Source organism: Poseidonocella sp. HB161398, from assembly GCF_005870025.1.
GTDB lineage: Bacteria > Pseudomonadota > Alphaproteobacteria > Rhodobacterales > Rhodobacteraceae > Mangrovicoccus.
In genome coordinates this window covers 26,920-52,643 of sequence record NZ_VATA01000006.1, presented here as the reverse complement: position 1 = coordinate 52,643, position 25,724 = coordinate 26,920, and the positions used below count along the sequence as shown (strand labels likewise).

15 protein-coding genes are annotated in these 25,724 nt (G+C 71.1%); 12 read left to right on the top strand and 3 right to left on the bottom strand.

From position 1 onward, the window contains the following. Positions 1-195: 195 nt before the first annotated feature. Together FGX59_RS06885 and FGX59_RS06880 are read left to right on the top strand one after the other, a co-directional pair. Positions 196-2,484 carry an FdhF/YdeP family oxidoreductase gene (locus tag FGX59_RS06885; RefSeq protein ID WP_138465793.1) on the top strand — a complete coding sequence of 763 codons (2,289 nt, stop codon included), beginning with the start codon at positions 196-198 and terminating at the stop codon, positions 2,482-2,484. A 182-nt stretch (positions 2,485-2,666) separates the two neighbouring features. Next, positions 2,667-3,560, top strand: a complete 894-nt coding sequence (locus FGX59_RS06880) for an alpha/beta fold hydrolase (protein WP_138465792.1) — start codon at positions 2,667-2,669, stop codon at positions 3,558-3,560. Between the two features lie 99 nt (positions 3,561-3,659). On the opposite strand, the gene FGX59_RS06875 is transcribed toward FGX59_RS06880, so the two are convergent. Then, the gene (locus tag FGX59_RS06875; protein WP_138465791.1) at positions 3,660-4,205 is read right to left on the bottom strand and encodes a hypothetical protein; all 546 of its coding nucleotides are present in this window, start codon (positions 4,203-4,205) and stop codon (positions 3,660-3,662) included. A 1,549-nt stretch (positions 4,206-5,754) separates the two neighbouring features. After that, complete coding sequence (locus FGX59_RS06870) at positions 5,755-6,627, bottom strand: AraC family transcriptional regulator (protein WP_138465790.1); 873 nt, start codon at positions 6,625-6,627, stop codon at positions 5,755-5,757. 166 nt (positions 6,628-6,793) lie between these two features. Here FGX59_RS06870 and FGX59_RS06865 point away from each other — a divergent pair, with 166 nt between their 5' ends. The 3 genes from FGX59_RS06865 to FGX59_RS06855 all read left to right on the top strand — a co-directional run bounded on the left by FGX59_RS06865 (position 6,794) and on the right by FGX59_RS06855 (position 10,932). Then, positions 6,794-8,887, top strand: coding sequence for a TonB-dependent siderophore receptor (locus FGX59_RS06865; RefSeq protein ID WP_240722295.1), 2,094 nt, complete (start codon positions 6,794-6,796; stop codon positions 8,885-8,887). Positions 8,888-8,998: 111 nt separating this feature from the next. Then, the gene (locus FGX59_RS06860) at positions 8,999-10,036 is read left to right on the top strand and encodes a siderophore-interacting protein (protein ID WP_138465788.1); all 1,038 of its coding nucleotides are present in this window, start codon (positions 8,999-9,001) and stop codon (positions 10,034-10,036) included. After that, positions 10,033-10,932, top strand: coding sequence for an alpha/beta hydrolase (locus FGX59_RS06855; protein WP_138465787.1), 900 nt, complete (start codon positions 10,033-10,035; stop codon positions 10,930-10,932). The genes FGX59_RS06860 and FGX59_RS06855 overlap by 4 nt, the downstream gene beginning before the upstream one ends. Positions 10,933-11,426: 494 nt before the next feature. On the opposite strand, the gene metH is transcribed toward FGX59_RS06855, so the two are convergent. Next, on the bottom strand, positions 11,427-15,182 hold the full coding sequence (gene metH, locus FGX59_RS06850) for a methionine synthase (RefSeq protein WP_138465786.1): 3,756 nt from the start codon (positions 15,180-15,182) through the stop codon (positions 11,427-11,429). Between the two features lie 190 nt (positions 15,183-15,372). Between metH and FGX59_RS06845 the strand changes: the two genes are divergently transcribed. From FGX59_RS06845 to FGX59_RS06815, 7 genes are all read left to right on the top strand, one after another. Next, positions 15,373-15,876, top strand: coding sequence for a DUF2867 domain-containing protein (locus FGX59_RS06845; protein ID WP_138465785.1), 504 nt, complete (start codon positions 15,373-15,375; stop codon positions 15,874-15,876). Positions 15,877-15,995: 119 nt separating this feature from the next. Then, the gene (locus FGX59_RS39445; protein WP_138465784.1) at positions 15,996-16,907 is read left to right on the top strand and encodes an AraC family transcriptional regulator; all 912 of its coding nucleotides are present in this window, start codon (positions 15,996-15,998) and stop codon (positions 16,905-16,907) included. A gap of 33 nt (positions 16,908-16,940) precedes the next feature. Beyond that, the gene (locus FGX59_RS06835; RefSeq protein ID WP_240722293.1) at positions 16,941-19,064 is read left to right on the top strand and encodes a TonB-dependent siderophore receptor; all 2,124 of its coding nucleotides are present in this window, start codon (positions 16,941-16,943) and stop codon (positions 19,062-19,064) included. Then, positions 19,058-19,927 carry an iron-siderophore ABC transporter substrate-binding protein gene (locus FGX59_RS06830; protein ID WP_138465783.1) on the top strand — a complete coding sequence of 290 codons (870 nt, stop codon included), beginning with the start codon at positions 19,058-19,060 and terminating at the stop codon, positions 19,925-19,927. Before FGX59_RS06835 ends, FGX59_RS06830 begins: the two co-directional genes overlap by 7 nt. Positions 19,928-21,218: 1,291 nt before the next feature. Further along, entirely contained in the window at positions 21,219-23,180 is a 1,962-nt protein-coding gene (gene fhuB / locus FGX59_RS06825; RefSeq protein ID WP_138465782.1) for a Fe(3+)-hydroxamate ABC transporter permease FhuB, read from the top strand. Further along, entirely contained in the window at positions 23,177-23,950 is a 774-nt protein-coding gene (locus FGX59_RS06820; protein ID WP_138465781.1) for an ABC transporter ATP-binding protein, read from the top strand. Before fhuB ends, FGX59_RS06820 begins: the two co-directional genes overlap by 4 nt. A gap of 26 nt (positions 23,951-23,976) precedes the next feature. Then, on the top strand, positions 23,977-25,680 hold the full coding sequence (locus FGX59_RS06815; RefSeq protein WP_138465780.1) for an ABC transporter ATP-binding protein: 1,704 nt from the start codon (positions 23,977-23,979) through the stop codon (positions 25,678-25,680). Positions 25,681-25,724 lie beyond the last annotated feature (44 nt).

Here is a 25,724-nt window from a genome sequence, read left to right as displayed (position 1 = left end):
ACGGGTCCTGCCCGTGACGCGCCGACCCCGCGTCAACTACCTAATTCGATAGCATTTAACTATTGATGCACGGAATACTCATATTGAAATCCGCTTTGAAAAGGCGTTGATCCGGCCCAGCTGCGGCGCAGCACCGGGTCCCGGCCCGCGGCGCGCGGCAGACGTGTGGTAACGAGAACCGGAGTAGTCGCGGACATGGCGAAGGACGAGGTGACGGGCAGGGCATCGGCCGCTGCCGGCGGATGGGGCGCGCTGAAGAGCGTCGGACGCCATTTGATGGGAAGCGGCGCGCCGGTCGCGGGCGCGAAGACCATGCTGCGGGCGAACCAGCCCGACGGGTTCGACTGCCCCGGCTGCGCCTGGGGCGATCCCGAGCACGGGTCGTCCTTCGAATTCTGCGAGAACGGCGTCAAGGCCGTCGCCTGGGAAGCCACCCGCGACCGCGTCACGCCGGACTTCTTCGCCGCCCATACCGTCGCAGAGCTGCGCGGCTGGAGCGACTTCGACCTGGAGAACCAGGGCCGGCTGACCCATCCGATGCGCTACGACCCCGCCACCGACCGCTACGAGCCCGTCGCCTGGGAGACCGCCTTCGCCGAGATCGGCGCCGCGCTGAAGGCGCTGCCCGATCCCGACCAGGCGGAATTCTACACCTCGGGCCGCGCGTCGAACGAGGCGGCCTTCCTCTACCAGGCCTTCGTGCGGCTCTATGGCACCAACAACTTCCCCGACTGCTCGAACATGTGCCACGAGGCCAGCGGCGTCGCGCTGACCGGCGCGATCGGCATCGGCAAGGGGACCGTGCTGCTCGAGGATTTCGAGCTGGCCGACGCGATCTTCGTGGTCGGGCAGAACCCGGGCACCAACCATCCCCGCATGCTGGCCGACCTGCGCAAGGCGACCGCGCGGGGCGCCCAGGTCGTGGCGGTCAACCCGCTGAAGGAAAAGGGGCTGAAGCGCTTCGCCGATCCGCAGGACAAGGTGGAGATGATGCATGGCGGCAGCAAGCCGACCTCCACCGACTTCCTCTCGCCGCGGCTCGGCGGCGACATGGCGCTGTTCCGCGGCATGGCCAAGCTGGTCTTCGCCGCCGAGGACCGCGCCCGCGCCGAGGGCCGCGCGCCGGTGCTCGACCACGCCTTCCTCGAGGCGCATACCGAGGGGCTCGAGGCCTGGCGCGCCGAGGTGGAGGCGACCGGCTGGGAGCAGATCGAGGCGCAGTCCGGCCTGGCCCGGGCCGAGATCGCCCGCGCCGCGGATGTCTATATCGCGGCCGACCGGGTGATCCTGACCTGGGCCATGGGCATCACCCAGCACCGCCATTCGGTTGCCACCATCCGCGAGATGGCCAACCTGATGTTCCTGCGCGGCAATATCGGCCGTCCGGGCGCCGGGCTGTGTCCGGTCCGCGGCCATTCCAACGTGCAGGGCGACCGCACGATGGGCATCAACGAAAAGCCCTCGGCCGCCTTCCTCGACGCGATGGAAGGCGCGCTCGGCGTGCCGATGCCGCGCCGCCACGGCCATAACGTTCTGGGCGCGATCGGCGCGATGCTCGGGGGCAGCGCGCGCGCCTTCATCGGGCTCGGCGGCAACTTCGCCCGCGCGACGCCCGACAGCGCGCTGATCGCCGAGGCGCTGACCCGGCTCGACCTGACGGTCAACATCGCCACCAAGCTCAATCACGGCCACCTGCTGACGGGGCGGCAATCCTACATCCTGCCCTGCCTCGGGCGCACGGAAATCGACCGCAACGCCGCGGGCAACCGCCAGATGGTCTCGGTCGAGGACTCGATGGGGATGGTCCACGGCTCGGGCGGGATCAACCTGCCCGCCGCGCCCGAGCTGAAATCCGAGGTCGCCATCATCGCCGGGATCGCTGCGGCGACGGTCGGCTCGGAGGTGCTCGACTGGGCAGCGCTGGCCCAGGACAATGACGCGATCCGCGACCTGATCGCCCGCGTCCTGCCCGATTTCGGCGATTTCAACACGGTGCTGCGCCAGCCCCGCGGCTTCCGCCTGCGCAACCGCGCCGCCGAGCGGATCTGGCAGACGCCCTCGGGCCGCGCGGTCTTCGGCACCGCGCCGCTGCCCGAGGCGACCGAATGGCAGAGCGCGCAGGGCCGCGACGCGTGCTTCGTGCTGCAGACCTTCCGCTCGCATGACCAGTACAACACCACGATCTACGGCATGGACGACCGCTATCGCGGCGTCTTCCGCGAGCGCCGGGTGATTTTCGCCAACCCCGCCGACATCGCCGCGCTGGGGCTCGCGCCGGGCGCGCGCGTCGCGCTTCACGGGCTGCACGAGGACGGCGTCGCGCGGGTGGCGGAGGATCTGCGCCTCGTCGCCTACGACATCCCGCAGGGCTGCATCGCGGGCTACTATCCCGAGCTGAACGTTCTGGTGCCGCACGGGCTCTTCGGCGAGGGCAGCGACACGCCGGTGTCGAAATCCGTGCTGGTCAGGATGGTCCCGGCCTGAGGCGCGGGCAGGCGGTCTGGCATGCGCTTCCTGCGCGCCGCCACCGTTTCCCGACGCGGCTTCTGCCGGTACGGCGCGGCCGTGTTCCCCCGTCGGGAAAGGAGGACCGCTCTGCGGTCTCCCGTTCGGGCGCGGGATGCGCTATCACCGGCCGGGATCGGACGGAGACCGGGGGCACGAGCATGGACGGCAACGGCTTGGCGGCAGCGCGCGACTGCCAGTGGGAGGTGGACGGGCTGCGCTATGCAGGGCTCGCCTGGGGGCCGGAGGCCGGCCTGCCGGTGCTTGCGCTGCATGGCTGGATGGACCATGCCGAGAGCTTCCGCGAGCTGGCGCCGCGGCTGGCAGGCTGCCATGTCGTCGCCATCGATCTCAGCGGCCAGGGGCTGAGCGGCCATCGCGCCGCCCATGCCAGCTACAATATCTGGGATGACCTGCCGCAGATCGCCGGGCTGCTCGACCAGCTCGGATGGGAGGATTGCGTGCTGCTCGGCCATTCCCGCGGCGCCAATATCGCCACGCTCTTCGCCGCTGCCCAGCCCGGCCGGGTGCGCGCGCTGGTGGGGCTCGATTCGCTGGTGCCCGAGCCCGCGGCAGAGGATGCCGTCCCGACGCTCCACGGCTTCATCGAAGGCACGCGGCGGCAGGGCGCGCGGCCGCCGCGGGTCTTCGCCACGCGCGAGGACTATGTCGCGCGCCGCATCCGCCAGGGCAATGCCCGCCGCACCGCCGAGGCTCTGGCCGGGCGCGCGCTGGAGCCAGTGCCGGAGGGCTTCCGCCTGCGCGCCGATCCGCGGCTCTTTGCCAGTTCGGCGGTGAAGCTGACCGCGGGACAGATCGAGCACGTGCTCGGCGCGCTGCGCTGCCCGGTCCTGGCCGTCTGGGCGACAGAGGGGCTGCGCCAGGTCCGGCCGCAGGCGGCGGCGCTGGCCGAGCGCGCCCTGCCGGGGATCGCGCAGGCTGAGACGCTGGAGATCGCGGGCGACCACCATGCCCATCTCGACCCGGGCGCGGCGGAATGGCTGGCGGCAGAGATCAACGCCTTCCTCGCCCGGCATCTGGGAGAGCAGGGCTAGCAGGCTGCGGGCACTGATCAGCGGCTGGTTTCCAGCTCCCTTGCTGCGATGATTGCCGCCCCTTCGCGAGCTTCCCTCATGACGCGTCCGGACGGTGCATCATGCGCCCGCCGGGTTGGCCTTGCCAGAGCATCCGGGCCGTCTGCTCGACCGCGGCCAAGGCGCCATGGCCGCGATCACAAAGGTGGCTCCGTGCCAGACGGGGCGATCCGCTGCGCAGCGTCCCGACGGCGCGGCGGTCACCGGCTGCCGACGGCGGTCCGAGCTCGCGAGGCCGGGAGAGGCGGGCTGCAGCAGCACCTTGGCGGCCATCAGCGCGAAGACCTCGACGAAACCGGCGTCATGTGCCGCCCGGGCGATCGCGGCGTGGACGCCGAAGCCGCGCTGGCCGCGCTGGTCATCCTCGTCAGGCCCGGTCCCGAACGCTTGGCGGCCCGCCCGGACCACCTTTGCCTGCCCACATCTGCGGCGGCTGGCGGCCGGAACCTCGAAGGCCATGCGCAGGTCCATGAAGGCGCCGTCACGGCTGGCGAGACTCCTCATCGCCAAGGCGCTGCCCTCCGTCGGACGGGCGGAACTGCCCGCAGTGCAGAGGCTGCCGCCGTGGCGCAGTTCCAGCGGCATTTGCGCCGGAGGGATCGCCATGCGGCTGCCCGTCAACTCCCGCCAAGCTGCATAGGCGTGCGGGGCTTCGTGCCATGCGCCAGCCGGTTCTCGGCAGGTGGGGCCCGCGGGGCGGCAACGCTCTGGGAGGATCGGTTCTGTCTGGCGAGAATTATCGGAAGCCCGCCCCGGGACAGGATCCCGGAGCCGGACCATGAAGACCCGCCATGTCCCGAACCGCCTGCCGCCTCGCCGAGCTGGGACCGGCCTGTCTGGCTCTCGATGCCCGAGCGGGCAGTACCTGTGCTTCCGCCGCACGGCCGGGCGGGTGAGCCTTCCGTGCCGTGCCGTGCCGTGCCGTGCCGTGCCGTGCCGTGCCGGGTCCGGCGGCCCGGCGGGCGGGATGCCCTTCGGGAGATGCAAGGCGCGGACATGAGCGCGGCGGGGGGGGGCAGGCGAGCGCCCCCCTGACTCAGCTTGCGGGCGCAGTCGACGGCTCTCTCGACCGGGTCGGGGTCTGTCCGGAGCCGCCCCGCCCCGTCCGCGCCGCGCCGGATTCCACCGGCCATCCGGCGGCGATCGACGGTGCCTTGGAGCTTCTGGTCCGGGTGCCGGGCGAGCGCGGGCGCCATGCGGTGTCGCGGTCGAGCGCTTGGGGGCGGGCTGGGCCCGCCCCGGCGTCCGCATGGAGACGGGCTGCAACCGGTTCGTGGCGCTCAACATGCGGATGGACATCCGCCTGAGCTGCGAGGGCTGCGGGCATGTCGTGCTTCGCGGCTCCACGGACGGACTCGCGCAAGCCGGCACTGATCCGTTGCATCAGCAGGCGCGTGGGGATCCGGCCGGGTCGCATGCTTGCCGACGGATTGCCGCCCTGACGGCCGCAACGCCGAGGAGATCCGCGGCCATGTCGGCATGGTGTTCCAGCCGTTCTGCCGCCTTCCCCGAAGGACCGCGCCGGAGACCGGCGCCGAGCGGCTGTCCCCGGCGCGGGCGCTGCTGCGGGAGGGATAGAACGGGCTGGCGGCGCTTCTGCGCCGCGAGGCGGCGGGCCGGATCGATGTGGACCGGGTCGACGGCGATGCGGTGACGGCACGGGAGGTGACGTTCCTGGGCCATCTGATGGCCTTCGACGCCGAACCGTCCCGGCGCGGCGCCGGAGCCGGACGGAACGCCAGACGGCGACTGGAACGCCATTCGCGCCGCTACCCTGGGGGAAGATGCAAACCACCCCGCCTCGAATCTCGTGAACTGGGCAGGGTGCGTCCTCTACGGAAGGTGACAGGCGACCGGTGGAAGGCGGGCGATGAAACCCATGCCTCACCAAACTGCCAACATTGCGGCGAGCGGACATCTCCCCGGCGCGGCCGGCCATCAAGGTCAAAATCCGATTGCCCCATGTCCTCCAAGACGACGCCCCGGACTTCTTCTTCAGCACCCGGCTGAACAGTTGGTGCTTGAACTCGGACACCGGACCCGTCGCCTGCGCAAGCGGGCGGGGCCCGGGCATCGCTTGCCCGGCAGGGCCACGCGGAGCCCGCAAGCGCGCCTGGCCCGGTCCGGCATCCGCGCGCCCGGCGCTCCGGTGCGGTCAGCAGGCGCGGCGGCTGGCGGAGGGGGGTTCTCCGAAGGCGCGGCGGTAGGCGGTCGCGAAATTGGCCGCGGCGGAATAGCCGGCTATCCGCGCCGCCTCGGAGACCGGAACCGCGTCGGCGCGCAGCGCACGGCGGGCGGCTTCCAGGCGGAGGCGGCGCAGATGCGCCTGCACCGTCGTGCCATGCGCCTCGCGGAAGAGCCGCCGCAGGGTGGAGACGCTGACCCCGCCCTCGCGCGCGATCGCCTCGAGCCCGGGCAGGGGGCCGGTGGCGCCGTCGCGCAGGAAGGCCTCGATGCGCGAAAGGCTGCGGCGGTCATGCGGCGCCAGCACCCGGCCGGAGGCGGGCGGCGCGATCCGGGCGAAGCTCTGCGCCACGAGGGTCAGCGCCAGTGCCTCGGCCTCGAGCCGTGCCAGCGGAGCCTCGGCGGCAGAGAGCCGGGCGAGCCGCTCGAAGCCTGCCACCTGCTCGCGCCCGAGCTCGAGCGCGAGGCGCCGCGCGCTGCCCGGCAGGGCGAGCTGGTGGCGCTCCATCCAGTCGGGGCCGAGATTGATGTTCACCTTGCGGACATATTCCCCGGCGCGGGAGCGGCGCAGGAAGGGCTCGGGATCGCGTGTCGCGGTCAGCACCAGCCGGGGCGGGGCGTTCTCGGCGCGGCCGAGCCCCATCGAGCGGCCCGAGAGCCGCGCCTCGGTCCGGCCCTCGAGGAAGCAGTGCAGGATCACGCCGGGCGCCCGCGTGGCGCGGATCTCGAAAGGTTCGCGGGCGGTCGCGTCGAGCATGTGGAGGCCGAAGCCCGGGGCGAATTGCGTCGCCACCATCTGCCCGTCGAGCTTGCTGCCCACCCGCTCTGCCGGTGCTGCTGCCATGTCGTCCCCTGCTGGCCGGGCCGCCGCCGGAATTCCGTCGCCGGATTGCGCTCCGGCAAAGGTTTCTGGCGCTGCGGCAAAGATCGCTGGCTACCGTCTCGGCGAGGGGTGGCTAATAATCGACAATAATAGTCAGTTTCTCTCCGCATCACAAGGATACGATCCCGTGCCCCGAGCCTCCTTCCGCCGGCTGCTTCTCGCGTCCACCTGCCTCGCCACGCCGGCGGCGGCGCAGGACGTCCTGGTCCTCGACGACATCCTCGTCTCCGCCTCGAGCTACGAGACGGAGGGCACCGGCAGCTACACGACCGACGAGGTCTCGGTCGGCGAGAAGGAGGTCCGCGACATCCGCGAGATCCCGCAATCGACCACGGTCATCACCAATGCCCAGATCACGGGCCAGGGCTTCACCTCGCTCGATACCGCGCTGCGCCGCACGCCGGGGATGCTGGTGCTCAGCAACGACTGGGGCCGGTCTTCGCTGTTCTCGCGCGGCTTCGAGATGGACTACCTCTATTTCAACGGCCTGCCGGCGCCGCTCTCCTCGATCTACGGCACCCAGCCGGATCTGGCGATCGTCGACCATGTCGAGATCCTCAAGGGGCCGAACGGGCTCTTCGCGGGCACGGGCGAGCCGGGCGGGGCCGTCAACATGAGCCTCAAGCGCGCGCAGGAGGAGTTCGGCGGCTATGTCACCGTCACCGGCCAGAGCTATGGCCGCGGCCGGATCGAGGCCGATGTCACCGGCGCGATGAACGAGAGCGGCACGCTGCGCGGACGCGCGGTCTTCGCCCATGAAGAGGGCGACGGCTTCGTCGACATGCAGGAGAACGGCGTCGATGTCGCCTATGGCACCGTCGCCTGGGACATCACGCCCGACACGATGCTGACCTTCTCGCTCAGCCACATGGAGCGCGACATCTCGCCCTTCAACGGCCTGCCGACCGATGCCGACGGCAACCTGCTGGACATCGACCGCTCGACCACGACCATGGCCGACTGGAACGATTTCGAGAACACCGTCGACGACTACATCCTGGAGCTGCGCCACGAGCTCGAGGGCGGCGGTTTCGTCAAGTTCTCCTCGCGCTATTCGACCCGCGACGTGGATTTCATCTATGCCTATGCCGGTTCCGCCGCGGATGCCGACAACAAGATCAGCCGCCTCTCCTGGCTGGCGCGCGAGTTCGAGGAGGACAGCCTGGCGCTCGACGCCTATGCCAGCCTGCCTTTCGATCTTGGCGCGATGTCGGGCAACGTGATCTTCGGCGCCGACTACCAGAAGGTGGAGTCGCGCATGTACCAGGCGCGGGGCGCGATCTCGGGCAGCTGGGATCTGGATGACTGGGATGTCTCGGACGTGGCGAAGCCGGATGTCGAGTACACCACCAAGACCGATACCGACACCGAGCGCTTCGGCCTCTATTCGCAGCTGCGCCTGCAGCCGGTCGAGCGGCTCAATGTCATCGCCGGCGGCCGCTTCACCTGGTTCGACCAGACCACGAAGGACCTGACCACCAACGAGATCACCGACGATATCGGCGAGGACGGGCATTTCACCCCCTATGGCGGCGTCACCTACGATGTCACCGACTGGGCGACGGTCTATGCCAGCTACACTTCGATCTTCCAGCCGCAGACCGAGACCGACGTCAATGACGAGCTGATCGACCCCGCCGAGGGCCGCCAGATCGAGGTCGGGGTCAAGGCGCGCGTCTTCGACGCGATGAACGCCTCGCTGGCCTTCTTCGACCTCCGGCAGGACAACCGCGCCGAGGTGGCGCTCGGCACCTCCGACTACTACGCGATGGATGTCGAGAGCCGCGGCGTCGAGCTGGAGCTCTCGGGCGAGGTGCTGCCCGGGCTGCAGCTTTTCGGCGGCTACACCTACACGGAGATGAAATACACCGACGGGCCGATGGATGGCGACGTGTTCAAGGGCTACACGCCCGAGCACATGCTGCAGCTCTCGGGCGAATACGATTTCGGCCCCGGCGCGCTCGACCGGCTGTCGCTCGGCGCCGGCCTGACCTGGTTCAGCGATTTCAAGGCGGTCTCGAGCGCGGGCGAGATCGAGGCGGACGGCTACACCGTTGTCAACCTGGCCGCCGCCTGGGAGGTGACCGAGCAGAGCGAGATCCGCCTGCGGGTCAACAACCTCTTCGACGAGACCTATTACAGCCGCGTCGGCAGCCCCTCGGTGTTCAACTTCTACGGCGATCCGATGAACGTGGAAGTTGCCTTCACCCAGCGGTTCTGAGCAAAAGGGCAGGGTCCGGCCTGTCCGGACCCTGCCAGCCGAGTCGGCCCCCGGGGCCGCATTCCCGCAAGCCTCACGTTTCGAGAAGCGACAGCTGGAAGGATGCTGGTGATGAGCGAAGTACTGGCTCAGGGCGAATTGCATGGCGGGCTGCCCGACGGCCTGCTGGAACGGGTCGCGCGCGAGATGCGCGAGCACGGGCGCGAGCCGCAGGCGGTGCCGGGCGGTCTGAGGCTCGAAGGCCAGGGCGCCCGGGTGGAGATGGATCTGCAGGGCGAGGCCTTCCGCATCCGCATTGCCGCAGACGACAACATGGCGGTGCAGCGGGTCCGCGGCGCGGTGATCCACATGCTCGACCACGCGGTCGAAGGGCTCTCCGACCGGATGGACTGGCAGGGCGGCCCCGAGCCGGGCGGCCTGCCGCCCAACGTGATCTTCGCCACGGTCGAGGGCGTCTCGCGGATCGGCGCGAATTTCCTGCGGGTGCGGCTGCGCTCGGACGCGATGGAGACCTTCGCCGAGGGCGGCATGCATTTCCGCCTGCTCCTGCCGCCCGAGGGCCGCGCGCCGGCCTGGCCGGTGGTGGACGAGCGGGGCCGCACGGTCTGGGCCCGCGGCGAGGACGCGCTCCACACCCCGGCCTACACCTTCGTCGATCTTGAGCCGGGCGAGGGCTGGATGAGCTTCGATCTCTACGAGCACGAGGGCAGCTACGCCACTGACTGGGCGCGCCGCGTCGCGCCAGGGGCGGAGGTCGGGCTCTCGGGCCCGGGCGGCGGAGACTTCCCGCCGGGCGACTGGATCCTGATGGGCGGCGACGAGACGGCGCTTCCGGCGATCCGCCGGATCCTCGCGCAGTCCGGCGAGGGGCGCTGCGGCCATGTCTTCCTCGAGACCGGCGATCCCGGCGACCGCGTGCCGCTCGAGGTGCCGCCCGGCATCACCGTGACCTGGCTGGCCCGCGGCGAGGGCCCGGACCTGCTGGAGGCGATGTCCGCCGTGGCCCTGCCGCCGGCGGGCGAGAGCCGCTATGTCTGGCTCGCCGCCGAGCGCCGGCTGGTGCGCCGCGCCAAGGCGCATTTCCGCGATACCCAGGGCCTCGCCGGAGCCGAGGGCTACTTCTCCGCCTATTGGAGCGCCCCGGCATGAGCGCTGCCCGCCTGTCCCGCCGCGCGGCGCTTGCGCTTGCGCTCGGCCTGCCGGCCGCGGCGCTCGCCCAGCCGGTCGCGGATCTCTCCGCGCCGCTCCTGTGGGCCGCGCCGCCCGAGGGCAGCCGGCTCCAGAGCTTCCTGGTGTCCCGCGGCGAGGGGCAGGTGGCGCAGCGGATGCATCTCCTCGTACCCGAGGGACCGGCCCCGGCGGCGGGCTGGCCGCTTCTGGTCGCGCTCGACGGCGCGGCGGTGGGCGAGGTTCTGGCCTCCCTGCCGCCCGCCGCGCTCGCGGGCCGCGCGATCCTGGCGGTCGGCCATGATGTCGATCTGCGCTATGCGCTGGTCGAGCGGACGCTCGACTACACGCCGCCCCTGGCCGAGGGACCGCAGGCGGATCCCGCCGGGCGCCCGGCCGGCGGGGCGGCGGCGCTGCTCGCGCGGCTGACGGAGGAGATCCTGCCCCGGGCCGAGGCGCTGGCGCCGCTCGATCCGGCGGCGCGCACGCTCTGGGGCCATTCCTATGGCGGGCTCTTCGCGCTCCACGCGGCCTTCGCCGGCGCGCCCTTCGCGCGGATCGTGGCAGCCAGCCCCTCGCTCTGGTGGGATAGCGGCCGCGCCTGGCAGGGCTGGCTCGGCCGCGTCGCCTCGGGCGAGGCGCCGGCCATGCGGCTCGACCTCCATTCCGGCACGGCCGAGGGCGCGCCGAAGCCCCGCGCCGAGACGCCCCAGGTCAGCGCCATGCTGGAGATGCGCGCCCGTACGCCTGCCGATGCGCTCGAACAGCTCGACCGCGCCCTGCGCGAAGCCGGCGTGCCGGGCCGCCTGACCCTCTTCCCCGATCTGGGACACGGCGCGGCCTTCGCCCGCTCGCTCGCCGAGGTGCTGGCCAGCTGACCCCGCCCTCCCCGCGCGCCGCCGGAACAGGGCGCGGGCCCGATCCGGCGACGGCCGGGACCCTGTCCCGCGGGTGGCCGAGTCGGGCCTTCCCGGGCGGGCGTCCATGCCAGCGAGTTTCGCCGGATGCCGGGACGGATCGCCCTCGAGGCTTGGCTTGCGGCCGGGAAAGGATCCGAGGACGTCGTCGTGGAAGAAACCGTTCCGGATCCGGTCAGCACGTCTTCCTGAATTGGGCAAGTCTAGCCACCGTCAGGACCATTTTCCCGGTTCTGTCCCCAAGCTCCCCGGCAGAGCAAGGCTTCTTCGGCACCTTGTGAAACCAGCAAGCCGCAGCCTGCGCGCAGCAGAGCCAACCGGCATCGCCGCCCAGACCCGGAGGCGCCCAAGCGCCAAGACCGGCAACGCCGCACCCCATTGGGACAGGGTGCTGGCCCGATCCGGCTGCGGCCGGGACTCTGTCCCGCCGGTGGCCGGGTCGGGCCTTGCTGCGCCTATTCCGCCGCGACGGTGGCCGCGCCGCCCGGGGTGTAGTTCAGGATCGGCGCCAGCCAGCGCTCGACCTCCTCCACCGACATCCCCTTGCGGAGCGCGTAATCCTCGACCTGGTCGCGCTCGACCTTCGCCACGCCGAAGTAGTAGCTGTCGGGATGCGCCAGGTAGAGGCCCGAAACGGAAGAGCCCGGCCACATCGCGAAGCTCTCGGTCAGCTCCACCCCGGTCGCCGCCGTCGCGTCGAGAAGCTCGAACAGTGTCGTCTTCTCGGTATGGTCGGGCTGCGCCGGATAGCCGGGCGCCGGGCGGATGCCCTTGTAGGGCTCGCCGATCAGCTCCTCGGGCGCGTAGCTCTCCGCGGCATAGCCCCAGAGCTCGGTCCGCACCAGCTCGTGCATCCGCTCGGCGAAGGCCTCGGCGAAGCGGTCGGCCAGCGCCTTGACCATGATCGCCGAATAGTCGTCATTCGCCGCCTCGAACCGCGCCGCGATCTCCGCCTCCTCGGGGCCGGCCGTGACCACGAAGCCGCCGACATAGTCGGCCGTGCCCGCGGGCGCGACGAAATCCGCCATCGCCACATTCGGCCGGTCGCCGCGTTTCGCCGTCTGCTGGCGCAGCGTGTGCAGCACCGCGCGGGTCTCGCCGCGGTCCTCGCCGGTAAAGAGCCGGATGTCGTCGCCGTCGCGGTTGGCCGGCCAGAAGCCGACAACGGCCCTGGGCGAGAACCATTTCTCGGCGACGATCTTCTCCAGCATCGCCTTGGCATCGGCAAAGAGCGCGCGCGCCGCCTCGCCCTGCTTCTCGTCCTCGAGGATGCGCGGATAGACGCCCTTCAGCTCCCAGGTCTGGAAGAACGGCGTCCAGTCGATGTAGCGCGCCAGCTCCGCCAGATCCCAGCCGTCCCAGACCTTCGTGCCGAGGAAGCCCGGCGCCTGCGTGCCCTCATGGGACAGCGACAGCGCATTGGCGCGGGCCTGCTCCAGCGTGATGCGCTTCTTGGCGAGTTCCGCGCGGGCATGGCGCTCGGCAACGTCGGCATATTCGCCGCGCACGCCCTCGACATAGCCCTGCACCTGCGCCGGCGACAGCAGCGAGGAGACCACGCCGACCGCGCGGCTCGCGTCGGTGACATAGACCGCCTGGCCCTTGGCATAGCGCGGATGGATCTTCACCGCGGTATGCACCTTCGAGGTCGTCGCGCCGCCGATCAGCAGCGGGATCTCGAAGCCCTGGCGCTCCATCTCGGCGGCGACATGGACCATCTCGTCCAGCGACGGCGTGATCAGCCCCGAAAGCCCGATCACGTCGACCTTCTCGTCGCGGGCGACCTGCAGGATCTTCTCGGCCGGGACCATCACGCCCAGATCGAGGATCTCGTAGTTGTTGCAGGCCAGCACGACGCCGACGATGTTCTTGCCGATGTCGTGGACATCGCCCTTCACGGTGGCCATCAGGACCTTGCCTGCGCTTTCGCGGCCCTCGCCGCCCGACAGGCGCTTCTCCTCTTCCATGTAGGGCAGGAGCACGGCCACGGCCTGCTTCATCACGCGCGCCGATTTCACCACCTGCGGCAGGAACATCTTGCCCGCGCCGAAGAGGTCGCCGACGACATTCATCCCCGCCATCAGCGGGCCCTCGATCACGTGCAGCGGACGCTCGGCGGCCTGCCGGGCCTCCTCGGTGTCGGCGTCGATGAATTCGGTGATGCCGTTGACCAGCGCGTGCTCCAGCCGCTTCTCGACGGAGAGCTCGCGCCAGGACATGTCCTTCTCGCGCCCTTTCGCGCCGCCCTGGCCGCGGTAGCGCTCGGCGATTTCCAGCATGTTCTCGGTCGCGGTGCCGCCATTGGCGGGGGCGCGGTTCAGGACGACGTCCTCGCAGGCCTCGCGCAGCTCGGCGTCGATCTGGTCATAGACCGCCAGCTGGCCCGCATTGACGATGCCCATGTCCATGCCGTTCTGGATGGCGTGGTACAGGAACACCGCATGCATCGCCTCGCGCACGGGTTCGTTGCCGCGGAAGGAAAAGGACAGGTTCGACACGCCGCCCGAGATATGGACATGCGGGCAGTCAGTGGTGATCCGCCGCGTCGCCTCGATGAAGTCGACGCCGTAATTGTCGTGCTCCTCGATGCCGGTCGCCACGGCGAAGACGTTCGGGTCGAAGATGATGTCCTCGGGCGGGAAGCCGACCTCTTCGGTCAGCAGCTTGTAGGCGCGCGAACAGATCTCGACCTTGCGGTCCTCGGTATCGGCCTGGCCGGTCTCGTCGAAGGCCATGACGATCACGGCCGCGCCGTAGCGGCGGCAGAGCCGCGCGTGCTCCAGGAACTGCGCCTCGCCCTCCTTCATCGAGATCGAGTTGACGACCGCCTTGCCCTGGACGCATTTCAGCCCGGCCTCGATCACCTCCCATTTGGAGCTGTCGATCATGACGGGCACGCGGGCGATGTCGGGCTCGGCGGCGATCAGGTTCAGGAACTCGATCATCGCCTGCTTGGAGTCGATCAGCCCCTCGTCCATGTTGACGTCGATGATCTGGGCGCCGTTCTCCACCTGCTGGCGCGCGACATCCAGCGCCTCGGCATAGTCGCCATTGGTGATCAGCTTGCGGAACTTGGCCGAGCCGGTGACATTCGTCCGCTCGCCCACGTTCACGAAGGGGATTTCCGGCGTCAGCACGAAGGGCTCGAGCCCCGAGAGCCGCATCAGCGGCGCATGCTCGGGGATGGCGCGCGGGGTGCAGTCCTTCACCGCATTGGCGATGGCGCGGATATGGTCATAGGTCGAGCCGCAGCAGCCGCCGACGATGTTCACCAGACCGTCGCGGGCGAATTCGGCGACCTGCGCGGCCATCTGCTCCGGGGTCTCGTCGTATTCGCCCATCTCGTTCGGTAGGCCGGCATTGGGATAGGCGCAGACCAGCGTGTCGGCGACGGTCGAGATCTCGTCGATATGGGCGCGCATCGCCGCGGCGCCGAGCGCGCAGTTCAGGCCGATGGTCAGCGGCTCGGAATGGCGCACCGAATGCCAGAAGGCGGTCGGCGTCTGGCCGGAGAGGGTGCGGCCCGACAGGTCGGTGATCGTGCCCGAGATCATCACCGGCAGGCGCATGCCGATTTCCTCGAAGACCAGCTCGCAGGCGAAGATCGCCGCCTTGGCGTTCAGCGTGTCGAAGATCGTCTCGATCAGCAGGATGTCGGCGCCGCCCTCGATGAGGGCGCGGGCCTGCTCGGCATAGGCGTCCTTGAGCTGGTCGAAGGTCACGGCGCGGTAGCCCGGGTTGTTCACGTCCGGGCTGATCGAGGCGGTGCGGTTCGTCGGGCCGAGCGCGCCGGCGACGAAGCGCTTGCGCCCGTCCTCGGCCTCGGCGCGGTCCATCGCCTTGCGCGCCAGCCGCGCGCCTTCGACATTGAGGTCGCGCACCGCGGCCTCCATCGCGTAGTCGGCCTGCGCGATCGTGGTCGAGGAGAAGGTGTTGGTCTCGACGATATCCGCCCCGGCCATGGCGTAGCGGTAGTGGATGTCCTCGATCACGTCCGGCCGGGTCAGGTTGAGAAGGTCGTTATTGCCCTTCTGCGGCTTGTCCGAGGAATGGGGCAGGTGGCAGGAACAGGCGCCGTTGCCGCAGCCCTGGAAATCGCCTTCGCCGAGCCCGAGAAGCTGGATCTGCGTCCCCATCGCGCCGTCGAGGATCAGGATGCGCTGCGCGGCCGCGTCGCGGATTTGGTCGAAGACGGGGGACAGTTTCAGCATTGGGCTCACCTCTGGCACGGACGGTCTCCGCGCTATACCGTCGCGAACGAAAAGCCAAACTCATAATCTTCAACGTGAACATGAAATCCGTTCAATTTGGACCGGCCGGGCGGGGCGCGTCATCCTGCGCCTTTCCCTGCGGCACCGGCGGGGCTAGGGCAGGGCAGGCAGATTGCGCGAGGCATGTTCCATGGCCGACGACCCGCGGATCCGGATGCTCGACGCGCCCGGCAAGCTCGATTTCCTCCACAGCCGCACGGTGGAGCTGCCGCGCGCGGTCACCGCGCTCGAGGCGTGGGCGATGATGACCGCCGGGCAGCCGCGCTGGCTGGGGGCGGCCTTCCGGCTGCGCGACGCGATCTCCGCGCGCTTCGGGGTCAAGCGGATCGGCAGCTTCTCGGGCAAGCCGGTCGCCTCGGTGGCGGCGGGCGACCATCTGGACTTCTTCCTTGTCGAGGAGGCGGCGCCCGACCTGCTGGTCCTGACCGAGCGCGACCGCCATCTCGACGTGATGACCTGCCTTTCCGTCGCGGGGCGGCGGCTGACCGTGACCGCCTCGGTCGTCACCCACAATGCCTTCGGCCGCGCCTACATGCTGCCGGTCGCCCCGGCGCACCGGCTGCTGGTCGCCTCGATGCTGCGCAAGCTCCGCCGCCGGATGGCGCGCGAGGCCGGGACAGTGCCAGCGCGGTAATTCGGGACCGGGCGGGGCTTCGGCCTTGACAATTGCCGAGTAAAACTGTCGGATACGCCCCGCCAGCCTCTCCCTGCGGCAAGCCCCAACCTCCCATCCGTTTCCGCCGGGACCTGTCCATGACATTCCTTCCCCGCATGACCGCCCGCACGCGGGCGATCCGCACCCTGCGTCCGCTCGCCTTCCGCCGCCTTCCCGGGGCGATCGCGGATGTCTGGCATGTGCGCGGCGCAGCCGGGGGCGGGGGCTTCTACAGCTCGCCCGACCCTCGGCTGGTGGTGTTCCTCGGCGAGCCTCCGGCGATGGAGCTGCGCTGCACCGAGGGCGGCCCGGCCGAGACCGGGGTGCGGGCGCTCTACATTCCGCCGGGCCTGCCGCTCTGGAGCGAGCTGGCCGAGGCGCAGGATTTCGCCCATCTCGACCTGCATCTGGAGGCCGGGCCGCTGGCGCAGCGGCTGGGACCAGAGGGGCGGGCGGCGATCGGCCGGGCGGCCTTCCTGAAAACCGGCCGCGCGGCGCCCCTGGCCGAGCTCTTCGCCGCCGAGGTGGAGCGTCCGACGCGGCCCGCGCTGATGCTCGACGGGCTCCTTTCAGCGCTGCTGGCCGAGACGCTCGATCTCGCGCCCGAGCCCGCGATGGCGCAGGGCGGGCTGGCGCCGGCGGTGCGCAAGCGGCTGGAGGGCCATGCCGCGCGCCATCTCGGCCGCCGCATCCCCACCGCCGAGCTCGCCGAGATCGCGGGCCTGTCGGAAAGCTGGTTCGCCCGCGCCTTCCGCGACGGCGAGGGGGTGACGCCGCAGCGCTGGCTGACCGGGCTGCGGCTCGACCGCGCCGCCGAGCTGATGGCCGATCCGGGCCGCGACCTGGCCGGGATCGCCGCCTGCACCGGCTTCGCCGACCAGGCGCACCTGACCCGCGCCTTCCGCCGCCGCCACGGCACCTCGCCGGCCGCCTGGCGGCGTGCGCAGTTTCCCCGGAACGGTTCAAGCGGCGGCGGAACGGTTCAAGCCGCGCCCGAATATCCGAGCTAAACGCTCGGGAAATCTTTTCCGATGGATCTGCCGATGCCCCTTCCCGTGAACATGCCGTCCCCCCGCACTGTCTTCCTCCTTGCCACCTGCAGCGGCCTGGCCCTGGCCGGGGCCGCGCGGGCGCAGTCGACCGCCGACCTGCTGGTGCTCGACACCATCGTCGTCACCGGCACGCCCGATCCGATGGCGCCGGTGGCGGGCTATGTCGCGCCGAGCCAGCAGACCGCCACCAAGAGCGGCACGCCGCTGCTGCAGGTGCCCTCGTCCGTCTCGGTGATCACCGGCGACCAGATCGAGGACCAGGGCGGCACCAACCTGGGCGACACGCTGGGCTATGTCGCGGGCATCACCGCGCAGCCCTTCGGCACCGATCCGCGCTTCGACAGCCCGACGATCCGCGGCTTCGACGGCTCGAACGCCCAGTATCTCAACGGGCTGCGGCTGCTGCGCGATTTCGGCGCGCCCTCCTTCGAGACCTATGCGCTGGAGCGGATCGAGGTGCTGCGCGGCCCGGCCTCGGTGCTCTACGGCTCGGGCACGCCCGGCGGGATGATCAACCAGGTGCAGAAGCGCGCCCAGGACGCCGATTTCGGCGAGGTCGGCATCGGCTTCGGCGATCCCAAGGCGACCGAGGCCTTCGTCGACGTCAACCGCGCCTTCACCCCGGATTTCGCCGCCCGCGTCACCGCGGTGGGCCGCGACACCGAGGAAGACGTCGAGGAGCTGACCAACGAGCGGCGCTATCTCGGCGTGGCCACCGACTGGCATGTCACCCCGGGCACGCGGCTGCAGTTCCTCGGCTCCTACCAGGAAGACAGCCCGATCACCCCGGCGGGTATTCCCTATGACCTGATCGGCCAGAAAAGCGACCGCGACCTGCGCGAATTCTACGCCGGCGACAGCTCCGAGGACGAGAGCGACCGCGAGATCCTCAACCTCGGCTTCGAGCTGGCGCAGGATCTGGGCGCGGGCTGGGCGCTCGACATGGGTTTCCGCTACCAGAGCTTCGACTGGGACTATACCGGCTTCTACGTCAACAACGCGGTGGCCGACGGCGACACGATCACCCGCGGCGGCAACGACTCCTCGGAGGAGAGCGAGACGCTGAACCTCGACAGCCGCATCACCGGCGAGGTGGAGACCGGCCGCGCGCTGCACCGGCTGCTCTTCGGGCTCGACCTGCGCCGCTACGATGTCAAGGAAAGCAACAGCTTCCTCTATGCCGATCCGATCAGCTTCTCCAACCCCTCGGCGTCGAGCGGCAATCTCAGCGCGCCCTGGTACACCTCGATCGACGACCTGACGGTCGAGCAGGCCGGGATCTACCTGCAGGACGAGATCGAGATCGGCGCGCTGACGCTCTCGGCGGCGCTGCGCCATGACTGGGTCGACCAGGATGGCGAGAGCTGGACCAACTTTGCCGGCACGACCGACATCTCGCAAACCGACCAGGCGACGACCTACCGCGCCGGGGCGTCCTGGCTCTTCGCCAACGGCATCGCGCCCTACATCTCCTATTCGACCTCCTTCGATCCCGAGCTGGGCTCGGATATCGACGGACGCGCGCTCGACCCGACCGAGGGGCGCCAGTGGGAGGCCGGGGTGAAGTACCAGCCCGCCGGGTTCAACGCGCTCTTCACCGCCGCGGTCTTCCGCATCGACCAGACCAATGTCGCCGCCACCGTGGTGGAGAACGGCATCAGCGGCACCCGCCAGATCGGCCGCGTCCGCTCGGAAGGCGTCGAGCTGGAGGCGGTGGCGAGCCTCGCGGAGGGCTGGAACCTGCGCGGCGCCTTCACCTGGAACGACGCCTGGCAGCGCCGCGGCGACAATGCGGGGGCCGAGCTGCCCAATGCGCCGCTGCACAATGCCAGCCTCTGGCTCAGCCATGATTTCGACGGCGCGCTCGACGGGCTGACCCTCGGCGGCGGCATCCGCTATATCGGCGAGCATTACGGCGACGCGGCGAACGAGTACAAGATCGACGAGGCGACGCTGCTCGACCTGCAGGCGGCCTATGCGCTGACCGAGAATGCCGAGGTCTCGGTGAATGTCTCGAACCTCACCGACGAGGCCTATGTCGCCAATTGCGGTTCCTTCGGCTGCTATTACGGCGACGGCCGCGCGGTGCAGGCGAAGCTGACCTGGAAATGGTGACGCGTCCGGGCAGGCGCGCGGTCCTCGGCGGGCTGCTGGCGGCCGTCGCCTGCCCGGCGCAGGCCGGGGGCGCGCGGCTGGCCGCGATCGACTGGGCGATGCTCGAGACCGCGCTGATGCTGGGCGAGGTGCCGGTCGCGGCCTGCGAGCTGATCCGCTACCGCGCCGATATCGGCGATCCGGAGGTGCCCGCCTCGGTCATCGACCTAGGCCTGCGCGGATCGCCGAATTTCGAGCTGCTGCAGCTCTCGCGCCCCGATCTGATCCTGTCCTCGCCCTGGTACGCGCCGATCGAGCCGCGGCTGGGCGCGATCGCGCCGGTCCTGTCGCTGCCGGTCTACCTGCCCGGCGTGCCGCCCTGGCCCAAGGCCGTGGCGGCGCTCGGCACGCTGGCGGCGCGGCTGGGACGCGAAGAGGAGGCCCGCCGCCTGCAGGCCGGGGCAGAGGCCGGGCTCGCCCGCCTCGCGGCCCGCCTGGCGCCGCTGCGCGATCGGCCCGTCTACGTGATCGACCTGGGCGATGCCCGCCATTTCCGCGCCTTCGGCGCCGACAGCATGTTCGGCGACGTGCTGGCGCGGCTGGGGCTGGAAAACGCCTGGCAGGCGCCGAGCCGCTTCTCCTTCGCCGCCCCGGTGCCGCTGGAACGGCTGGCCGAGCGGCCGGAGGCGCGGATCGTCACCCTGGGCCCGCCCCCGGCCGCGGCGCGGCGCGGGCTGGCGCGCTCGGTGCTCTGGCAGCATCTCCCGGCCGTCGCCGAGGGGCGCGTCACCGAGCTGCCCCCCCTGAACCCGTTCGGCGGCATGCCCTCCGGCCTGCGCTTCGCCCGCGCCCTCGCCGCCGCGCTGGCCCCGGAGGCGGCATGAGCGCAGGTCCCCTCCCGCGTCTTTCCGCGTCTCGACCGCAGGTGCAGGCTCGCGTCGCGGTGGCTGCCGCCTGCCATTTTGCCGTTGTGGCCCCGGCTCCCGTGGCGCGCCAGTGGGTGCCTGCGGACGTTGGAGCCAGTGCCGCGTTTCGCCCGGCCGTGCCGTCCCCGGGCCGTTTCGAGATCCGTCCGCAGGTTCCGGCGGAAATTGCCGCGCGTGCCGCGTGTCAACCGGCCGTTCCTGCGCTGCACCTCCGGCTGCCCCTAAGTGGTGCAGCATGTGCCGTGCGCTGCCCTGAGGTTCCTGCCGTTCTGGCCCCGCGTCGTTACGCGACCCACTTGCGCCTGCCTCTAAGTGGTATGGCGTTTCTCGCGCGCCGCCCTGCCATTCCGGCCCCAGGGCGTTCTATGCCCCGCGCGCGGGTGCCCGCGGACGCAGCGGCGCGTGCCGGGTGCCGCTTTGCCGTTCCGGCCTCGCGTCTTTCCTCGGCTCGACCGCAGGTTTCCGCGAGCGTTGCGGCGGGTGCAACGTGCTGTCCGGTCTCGCGTCGTTTCGTGACTTGCCCGGGGGTTTCTGCAGGCGTTGCGGCGAGTAAAGTGTGCTGCAATGCAGTTCCGGGCCCGGGTCGTTCCGCGACCCGCCAGCGGGTTTCGACGAGCGTAGCCGCGAGGACCGTGTGTCAACTGGCCGCCTCGGTCGCCTGTCCCGGCTGCGCCGCAGACCCGGCGCCTCGGGGTTGCATCGCGCGCTCTTCCGGGGGCGTGGCTCGCCTCGCGCACCCGCATGCGAACCCGGCCGATGGTCTTCTGATGCCTGTCCATGGCGGAGAAGAGCTTGCGCCTTTCTTGCGTCGCGTGTCCACCGGCTTCGGCATGCCTTCCGCGCGGCGTGTCAGGGGGCACTCCCACTCGTCCGCGATGTCAGTTTCGGCTGCCTGCCGTTCTCTCGCGGGCCCGAAGGACAGACCCGAGTCCGGCAAGAGCGCGGACAGTCCCTGCCAAGACGTTCCGGCCTCGCAATCCTCCCGAGGCGCTGCGGGGCAGCCATTGCAGGCCGCTGGAATAGAGTCGCTGATCCCTTGGCGAAGCGCTGAACATGGCCCCAGTACTTTTGGCAGGAATAGCCGGCCGTCGGGAGCAATCCGCGTCGCCCGACCCGCGGGACCGCCAGCGTTCGCTTGCCGGAGCCGTCTGCGGCGACACGGCGGAGACGGTCCGGCTGGACCCTCGCCGAAAGCGCTCCTCGCCGGGCGTCCCTCGGCACCGGTCCGGGCACTGGCAGCGGAGGCCGCATGACCCTGCGCGCGATCCTTCCTCTGGCGGCGGCGGGGCTCCTGGCAGCGGCGCTCTGGAGCCTTGCCGCGCTGCGGCTGATGCCGCTGCCCTGGCCGCTGCCGCCCTTCGATCCGTCGGGCATGTCGCTCGACGGCATCCTGCTGGCCTTCGGGCTGATGCCGCGCGGGGCCGTGGCGCTGCTGGCCGGCGCGCTCCTGGGGCTGTCGGGGCAGATCCTGCAGACGGTGTTCCGCAATCCGGTGGCCGATCCCTCGGTGCTCGGCATTTCCTCGGGCGCGCAGCTGGCGCTGGTCGCGGCGACGCTCTTCGCGCCGGAGCTGCTCGGCTGGGGCCGCTGGCCGGTGGCGCTGGCGGGGGCCGCCGCGGCGGCAGGGCTGGTGATGGGGCTGGGTGCGCTGCGCGGCTTCCACCCCGTGACGATGGTGATCGCGGGCATGCTGGCCGGGCTCTTCGCCTCGGCCATCGCCTCGGCGCTGGTGCTGTCGCAGGGGCAGTACCTGTTCTCGCTGGTCGTGTGGAATGGCGGCTCGCTGGTGCAGACCGGCTGGCAGCCGGCGCTGTCGCTGGCGGGCGTGCTGGCGGCCGGCGGGCTCTGCGCGGCGCTGCTGGCACGGCCGCTGGGGCTGATGCAGCTCGGTGCCGCCGCCGGGTCGCTCGGCATGAATGCGGCGCTGGTGCGGCTCGGCGGCGCGGCGCTGGCCGTGGCGCTGGCTGCGGCGGTCTCGGCGGCGGTCGGTCTCGTCGGCTTCGTCGGGCTGGCCGCTCCGGCGCTGGCGCGCGGGCTCGGCGCAAGGCGGATCGGCCAGCGGCTCCTGCTGGCGCCCCTGTGCGGGGCGCTGCTGCTGTGGCTCTGCGACGGGCTGGTGCTGGCGCTGGCCGGGGCGGGGGGCGAGATGTTCCCGGCAGGCGCCGTGACCGGGCTGATCGGCGCGCCGCTGCTTTTATGGATGCTGCCGCGGCTGCGCGCCGCCGCCCCGCCCGAAGCGGCGCCGCACCTGCCGCGCGCCGCCCGTCCGGAGCGGCTGCTGGCGCTCCTTCTCGCCGCCGCGCTGGCCGCGGTCGTGCTGCTGGCGATGGCCGGGCGGGTGCCGGGCGGCTGGGACATCCTGCGCGGCGAGACGCTGCGGCAGTTCCTGCCCAACCGGCTGCCGCGGCTCCTCGGCGCGGGCGCCGCGGGCGGGCTCCTGGGGCTTGCGGGGGCGGTGCTGCAGCGGCTGACCGGCAATCCGCTGGCCTCGCCGGAGGTGCTGGGCGTCTCGGGCGGGGCGGCGATGGGCTATGCCGCGACGCTTTTCGCCATGGCGGCGCCCCCGGCGGCGGCGCTGGCGCTCGGGGCGGGCGGCGGCGGCGCGCTGGCGCTCCTGCTGCTGGCCGTGGCGGCGCTGCGCGGCGGGATCGGGCCCGAGCGGGTGCTGCTCGGCGGCATCGCGGTCTCCGCGCTGGCGGGCGCGGTGCTCTCGGCGCTGATGGCGGCGGGCACGGCGAAATCCTTCGCGGTGCTGGCCTGGCTCTCGGGCTCGGCGGCCAGCCTCTCGGCCACGGGTGCGCTGGGGCTTCTGGCGCTGCTCCTCCTCCTGCTCGCGGCCTGCGCGGCGGCACGCCGCTGGCTCGAGCTGCTGCCGCTCGGCCCGGCCACCGCCCGCGCGCTCGGCCTGCCGGTGGAGCGCGCCTGGGCGGCGATGATCCTGGTTGCCGGGCTCGCCACCGGTGCGGCCACCGTACTGGTCGGACCGCTCAGCTTCGCCGGGCTGATGGCGCCGCATCTGGCGCGGCGGCTCGGCCTCGCGCGGCCGCTCCACCAGATCGCCGGCGCCGTGCTGATCGGCGCGCTGCTGATGCTCGCCGCCGATTTCGGCGCGCGCATGGCCGCTTTCCCCTATGACCTGCCGCTCGGGCTCTTCGCGTCGCTCCTCGGCACGCCCTGGCTCCTGTGGCTCCTGATGCGGAGACAGGGATGACCGCGCTATTCGATATCGAGGGGCTCGGCATGGCCGTCCCCGGCCGGACGCTCCTTGAGGGGCTCGACCTCGCCCTGCCGGAGGGGCGGGTGACCGGGCTGATCGGCCATAACGGCTCGGGCAAGTCGACGCTGCTGCGGCTGCTCTCGGGGCAGGCGGCGCCAAGCACGGGGCGGATCCGCTTCGAGGGGCGCGACCTCGGGCAATGGCCGCGCCGCGCGCTGGCGCGGCGGCTGGCCTATCTGCCGCAGCATCCGCCCGCCGCCGAGGGCATGCTGGTCGAAGAGCTGGTCGCGCTCGGCCGCTATCCCTGGCATGGCGCGCTCGGGAGGCCTTCCGCGCAGGACCGCGCCGCCACCGACGCCGCGATCGCCGCCTGCGGGCTGGCGCCGCTGGCCGGGCGGCGGGTCGACACGCTGTCGGGCGGCGAGGCGCAGCGCGCCTGGCTGGCCATGCTGATCGCGCAGGAGGCCGGCTGCCTGCTGCTCGACGAGCCGATCTCGGCGCTCGACATCGCCCACCAGATGGAGGTGCTGGCGCTGATCCGCAGCCTGTCGCAGGCGCATGGCCGGTCCGTCGTCGTGGTGCTGCACGACCTCAACATGGCGGCGCGCTTCTGCGACCATATCGTCGCGCTGAAGGGCGGACGGCTTGCCTTCGAGGGCGGACCGGGCGAGATGATGGCACCTGCCGCGCTGCAGCATGTCTTCGGCCTGCCGATGCAGGTGCTTCCCCGCGACGGCGCCAGCCCCGTGGCGATCCCCGCATGAGACCCCGCATGACACAAGGACAGAGCATGCTTCGCCAGTTCATTTCCTACTACCGCCCGCATGCCGGGCTGTTCTGGCTCGATTTCGGCTGCGCCGTGCTCTCGGGCCTCCTGGAACTCGCCTTCCCGCTGGCGATCACCGCCTTCATCGACCGGCTGATCCCGCTGGGCGACTGGTGGCTGACCGTCGCCGCCGCCTGCGGGCTGGCGATGATCTACCTGGTCAATACCGGGCTGATGGCGATCGTGATCTACTGGGGCCACCGGCTGGGCATCAATATCGAGACCGAGATGCGCGCCCGCGCCTTCCGCCACCTCACCCGGCTGAGCTGGCGCTGGTACGACCGCGCGGTGACCGGCAAGCTCGTCGCCCGCGTGACCCGCGACCTGGAGGAGATCGGCGAGGTCGCCCATCACGGCCCCGAGGACCTGTTCATCGCGATCATGACCTTCATCGGCGCCTTCCTGCTGATGATGAACCTGCATGTCGAGCTGGCGCTGATCACCGCGGTGATCGTGCCGCTGATGGTCTGGCTGGTCTCGGTCTATGGCGGCCGCATGACGCGCGCCTGGCGCGAGATCTACTCGCGCGTCGGCGCCTTCAACGTCCGGCTGGAAGAGGCGCTCGGCGGCATCCGCGTGGTGCAGGCCTTCGCCAACGAGCCGCATGAGGAGAAGCTCTTCGCCGCCGACAATGCCGGCTACCGCAAGACCAAGCTCGAGGCGTACAAGATCATGGCGACCTCCTCGGCGATCCACTACATGGGCATGCGCATGGTGCAGGTCGTGGTGATGGTCGCGGGGGCGGGCTATGTCCTGCAGGGCACGCTGACCACCGGCGCCTTCGTCGGCTTCCTGCTGCTGGTCAATGTCTTCTTCCGCCCGCTCGAGAAGATCGCCGCGGTGGTCGAGACCTATCCCAAGGGCATCGCGGGCTTCCGCCGCTACCAGGAGCTGCTGGCGATCGAGCCCGACATCGCCGACGCCCCCGAGGCGCGCGAGGCGCCCGAGCTGAAGGGCGAGATCGTCTTCGACCATGTCAGCTTCGGCTATGACGACAGCCGAGGCGTGCTCCACGGCATCGACCTGACCGTGCGCCCGGGCGAGACCGTGGCGCTGGTCGGTCCCTCGGGGGCGGGCAAGTCCAGCCTGATGTCGCTGGTGCCGCGCTTCTACGAGCCCGAGACGGGCGAGATCCGCATCGACGGCCTGCCGCTCCGGGCGATGACGCTGGGCTCGCTGCGCCGCCAGATCGGGCTGGTCTCGCAGGATGTCTTCCTCTTCGGCGGCACGCTGCGCGAGAATATCGCCTATGGCCGGCTCGGCGCGACCGAGGCGCAGATCCTCGAGGCGGTGCGGCTGGCGCAGCTCGGCCCGCTGGTCGAGACCCTGCCCGAAGGGCTCGACACCATCGTCGGCGAGCGCGGCGTCCTGCTCTCGGGCGGCCAGCGCCAGCGCGTCGCCATCGCCCGGGTCTTCCTGAAGGATCCGCCCATCCTGCTGCTCGACGAGGCGACCTCGGCGCTCGACCGCGAGACCGAGCGCGAGATCCAGGAGGCGCTGGCGCGGCTCTCGGCCGGGCGCACGACGCTGGTGATCGCGCACCGGCTCTCGACCATCGAGGAGGCCGACCGGATCCTCGTGATGCAGGAGGGCCGGATCGTCGAAGAGGGCCGCCATGCCCAGCTTCTCGACCGCAAGGCCGCCTATGCGCGGCTCGCCGGGGCCTGAGCGCCGCGCGGGCGGGTGTCTGCCGATCTGCCGCAGGCACCTTT

What these genes read in the sequence shown, in the direction of transcription:
- FGX59_RS06885 (WP_138465793.1), top strand. Translation starts at nt 196, where the DNA reads ATGGCGAAGGACGAGGTGACGGGCAGGGCATCGGCCGCTGCCGGCGGA.
- FGX59_RS06880 (WP_138465792.1), top strand. Translation starts at nt 2,667, where the DNA reads ATGGACGGCAACGGCTTGGCGGCAGCGCGCGACTGCCAGTGGGAGGTG.
- FGX59_RS06875 (WP_138465791.1), bottom strand. Translation starts at nt 4,205, where the DNA reads ATGGCGATCCCTCCGGCGCAAATGCCGCTGGAACTGCGCCACGGCGGC.
- FGX59_RS06870 (WP_138465790.1), bottom strand. Translation starts at nt 6,627, where the DNA reads ATGGCAGCAGCACCGGCAGAGCGGGTGGGCAGCAAGCTCGACGGGCAG.
- FGX59_RS06860 (WP_138465788.1), top strand. Translation starts at nt 8,999, where the DNA reads ATGAGCGAAGTACTGGCTCAGGGCGAATTGCATGGCGGGCTGCCCGAC.
- FGX59_RS06855 (WP_138465787.1), top strand. Translation starts at nt 10,033, where the DNA reads ATGAGCGCTGCCCGCCTGTCCCGCCGCGCGGCGCTTGCGCTTGCGCTC.
- metH (WP_138465786.1), bottom strand. Translation starts at nt 15,182, where the DNA reads ATGCTGAAACTGTCCCCCGTCTTCGACCAAATCCGCGACGCGGCCGCG.
- FGX59_RS06845 (WP_138465785.1), top strand. Translation starts at nt 15,373, where the DNA reads ATGGCCGACGACCCGCGGATCCGGATGCTCGACGCGCCCGGCAAGCTC.
- FGX59_RS39445 (WP_138465784.1), top strand. Translation starts at nt 15,996, where the DNA reads ATGACATTCCTTCCCCGCATGACCGCCCGCACGCGGGCGATCCGCACC.
- FGX59_RS06835 (WP_240722293.1), top strand. Translation starts at nt 16,941, where the DNA reads ATGCCCCTTCCCGTGAACATGCCGTCCCCCCGCACTGTCTTCCTCCTT.
- FGX59_RS06830 (WP_138465783.1), top strand. Translation starts at nt 19,058, where the DNA reads ATGGTGACGCGTCCGGGCAGGCGCGCGGTCCTCGGCGGGCTGCTGGCG.
- fhuB (WP_138465782.1), top strand. Translation starts at nt 21,219, where the DNA reads ATGACCCTGCGCGCGATCCTTCCTCTGGCGGCGGCGGGGCTCCTGGCA.
- FGX59_RS06820 (WP_138465781.1), top strand. Translation starts at nt 23,177, where the DNA reads ATGACCGCGCTATTCGATATCGAGGGGCTCGGCATGGCCGTCCCCGGC.
- FGX59_RS06815 (WP_138465780.1), top strand. Translation starts at nt 23,977, where the DNA reads ATGCTTCGCCAGTTCATTTCCTACTACCGCCCGCATGCCGGGCTGTTC.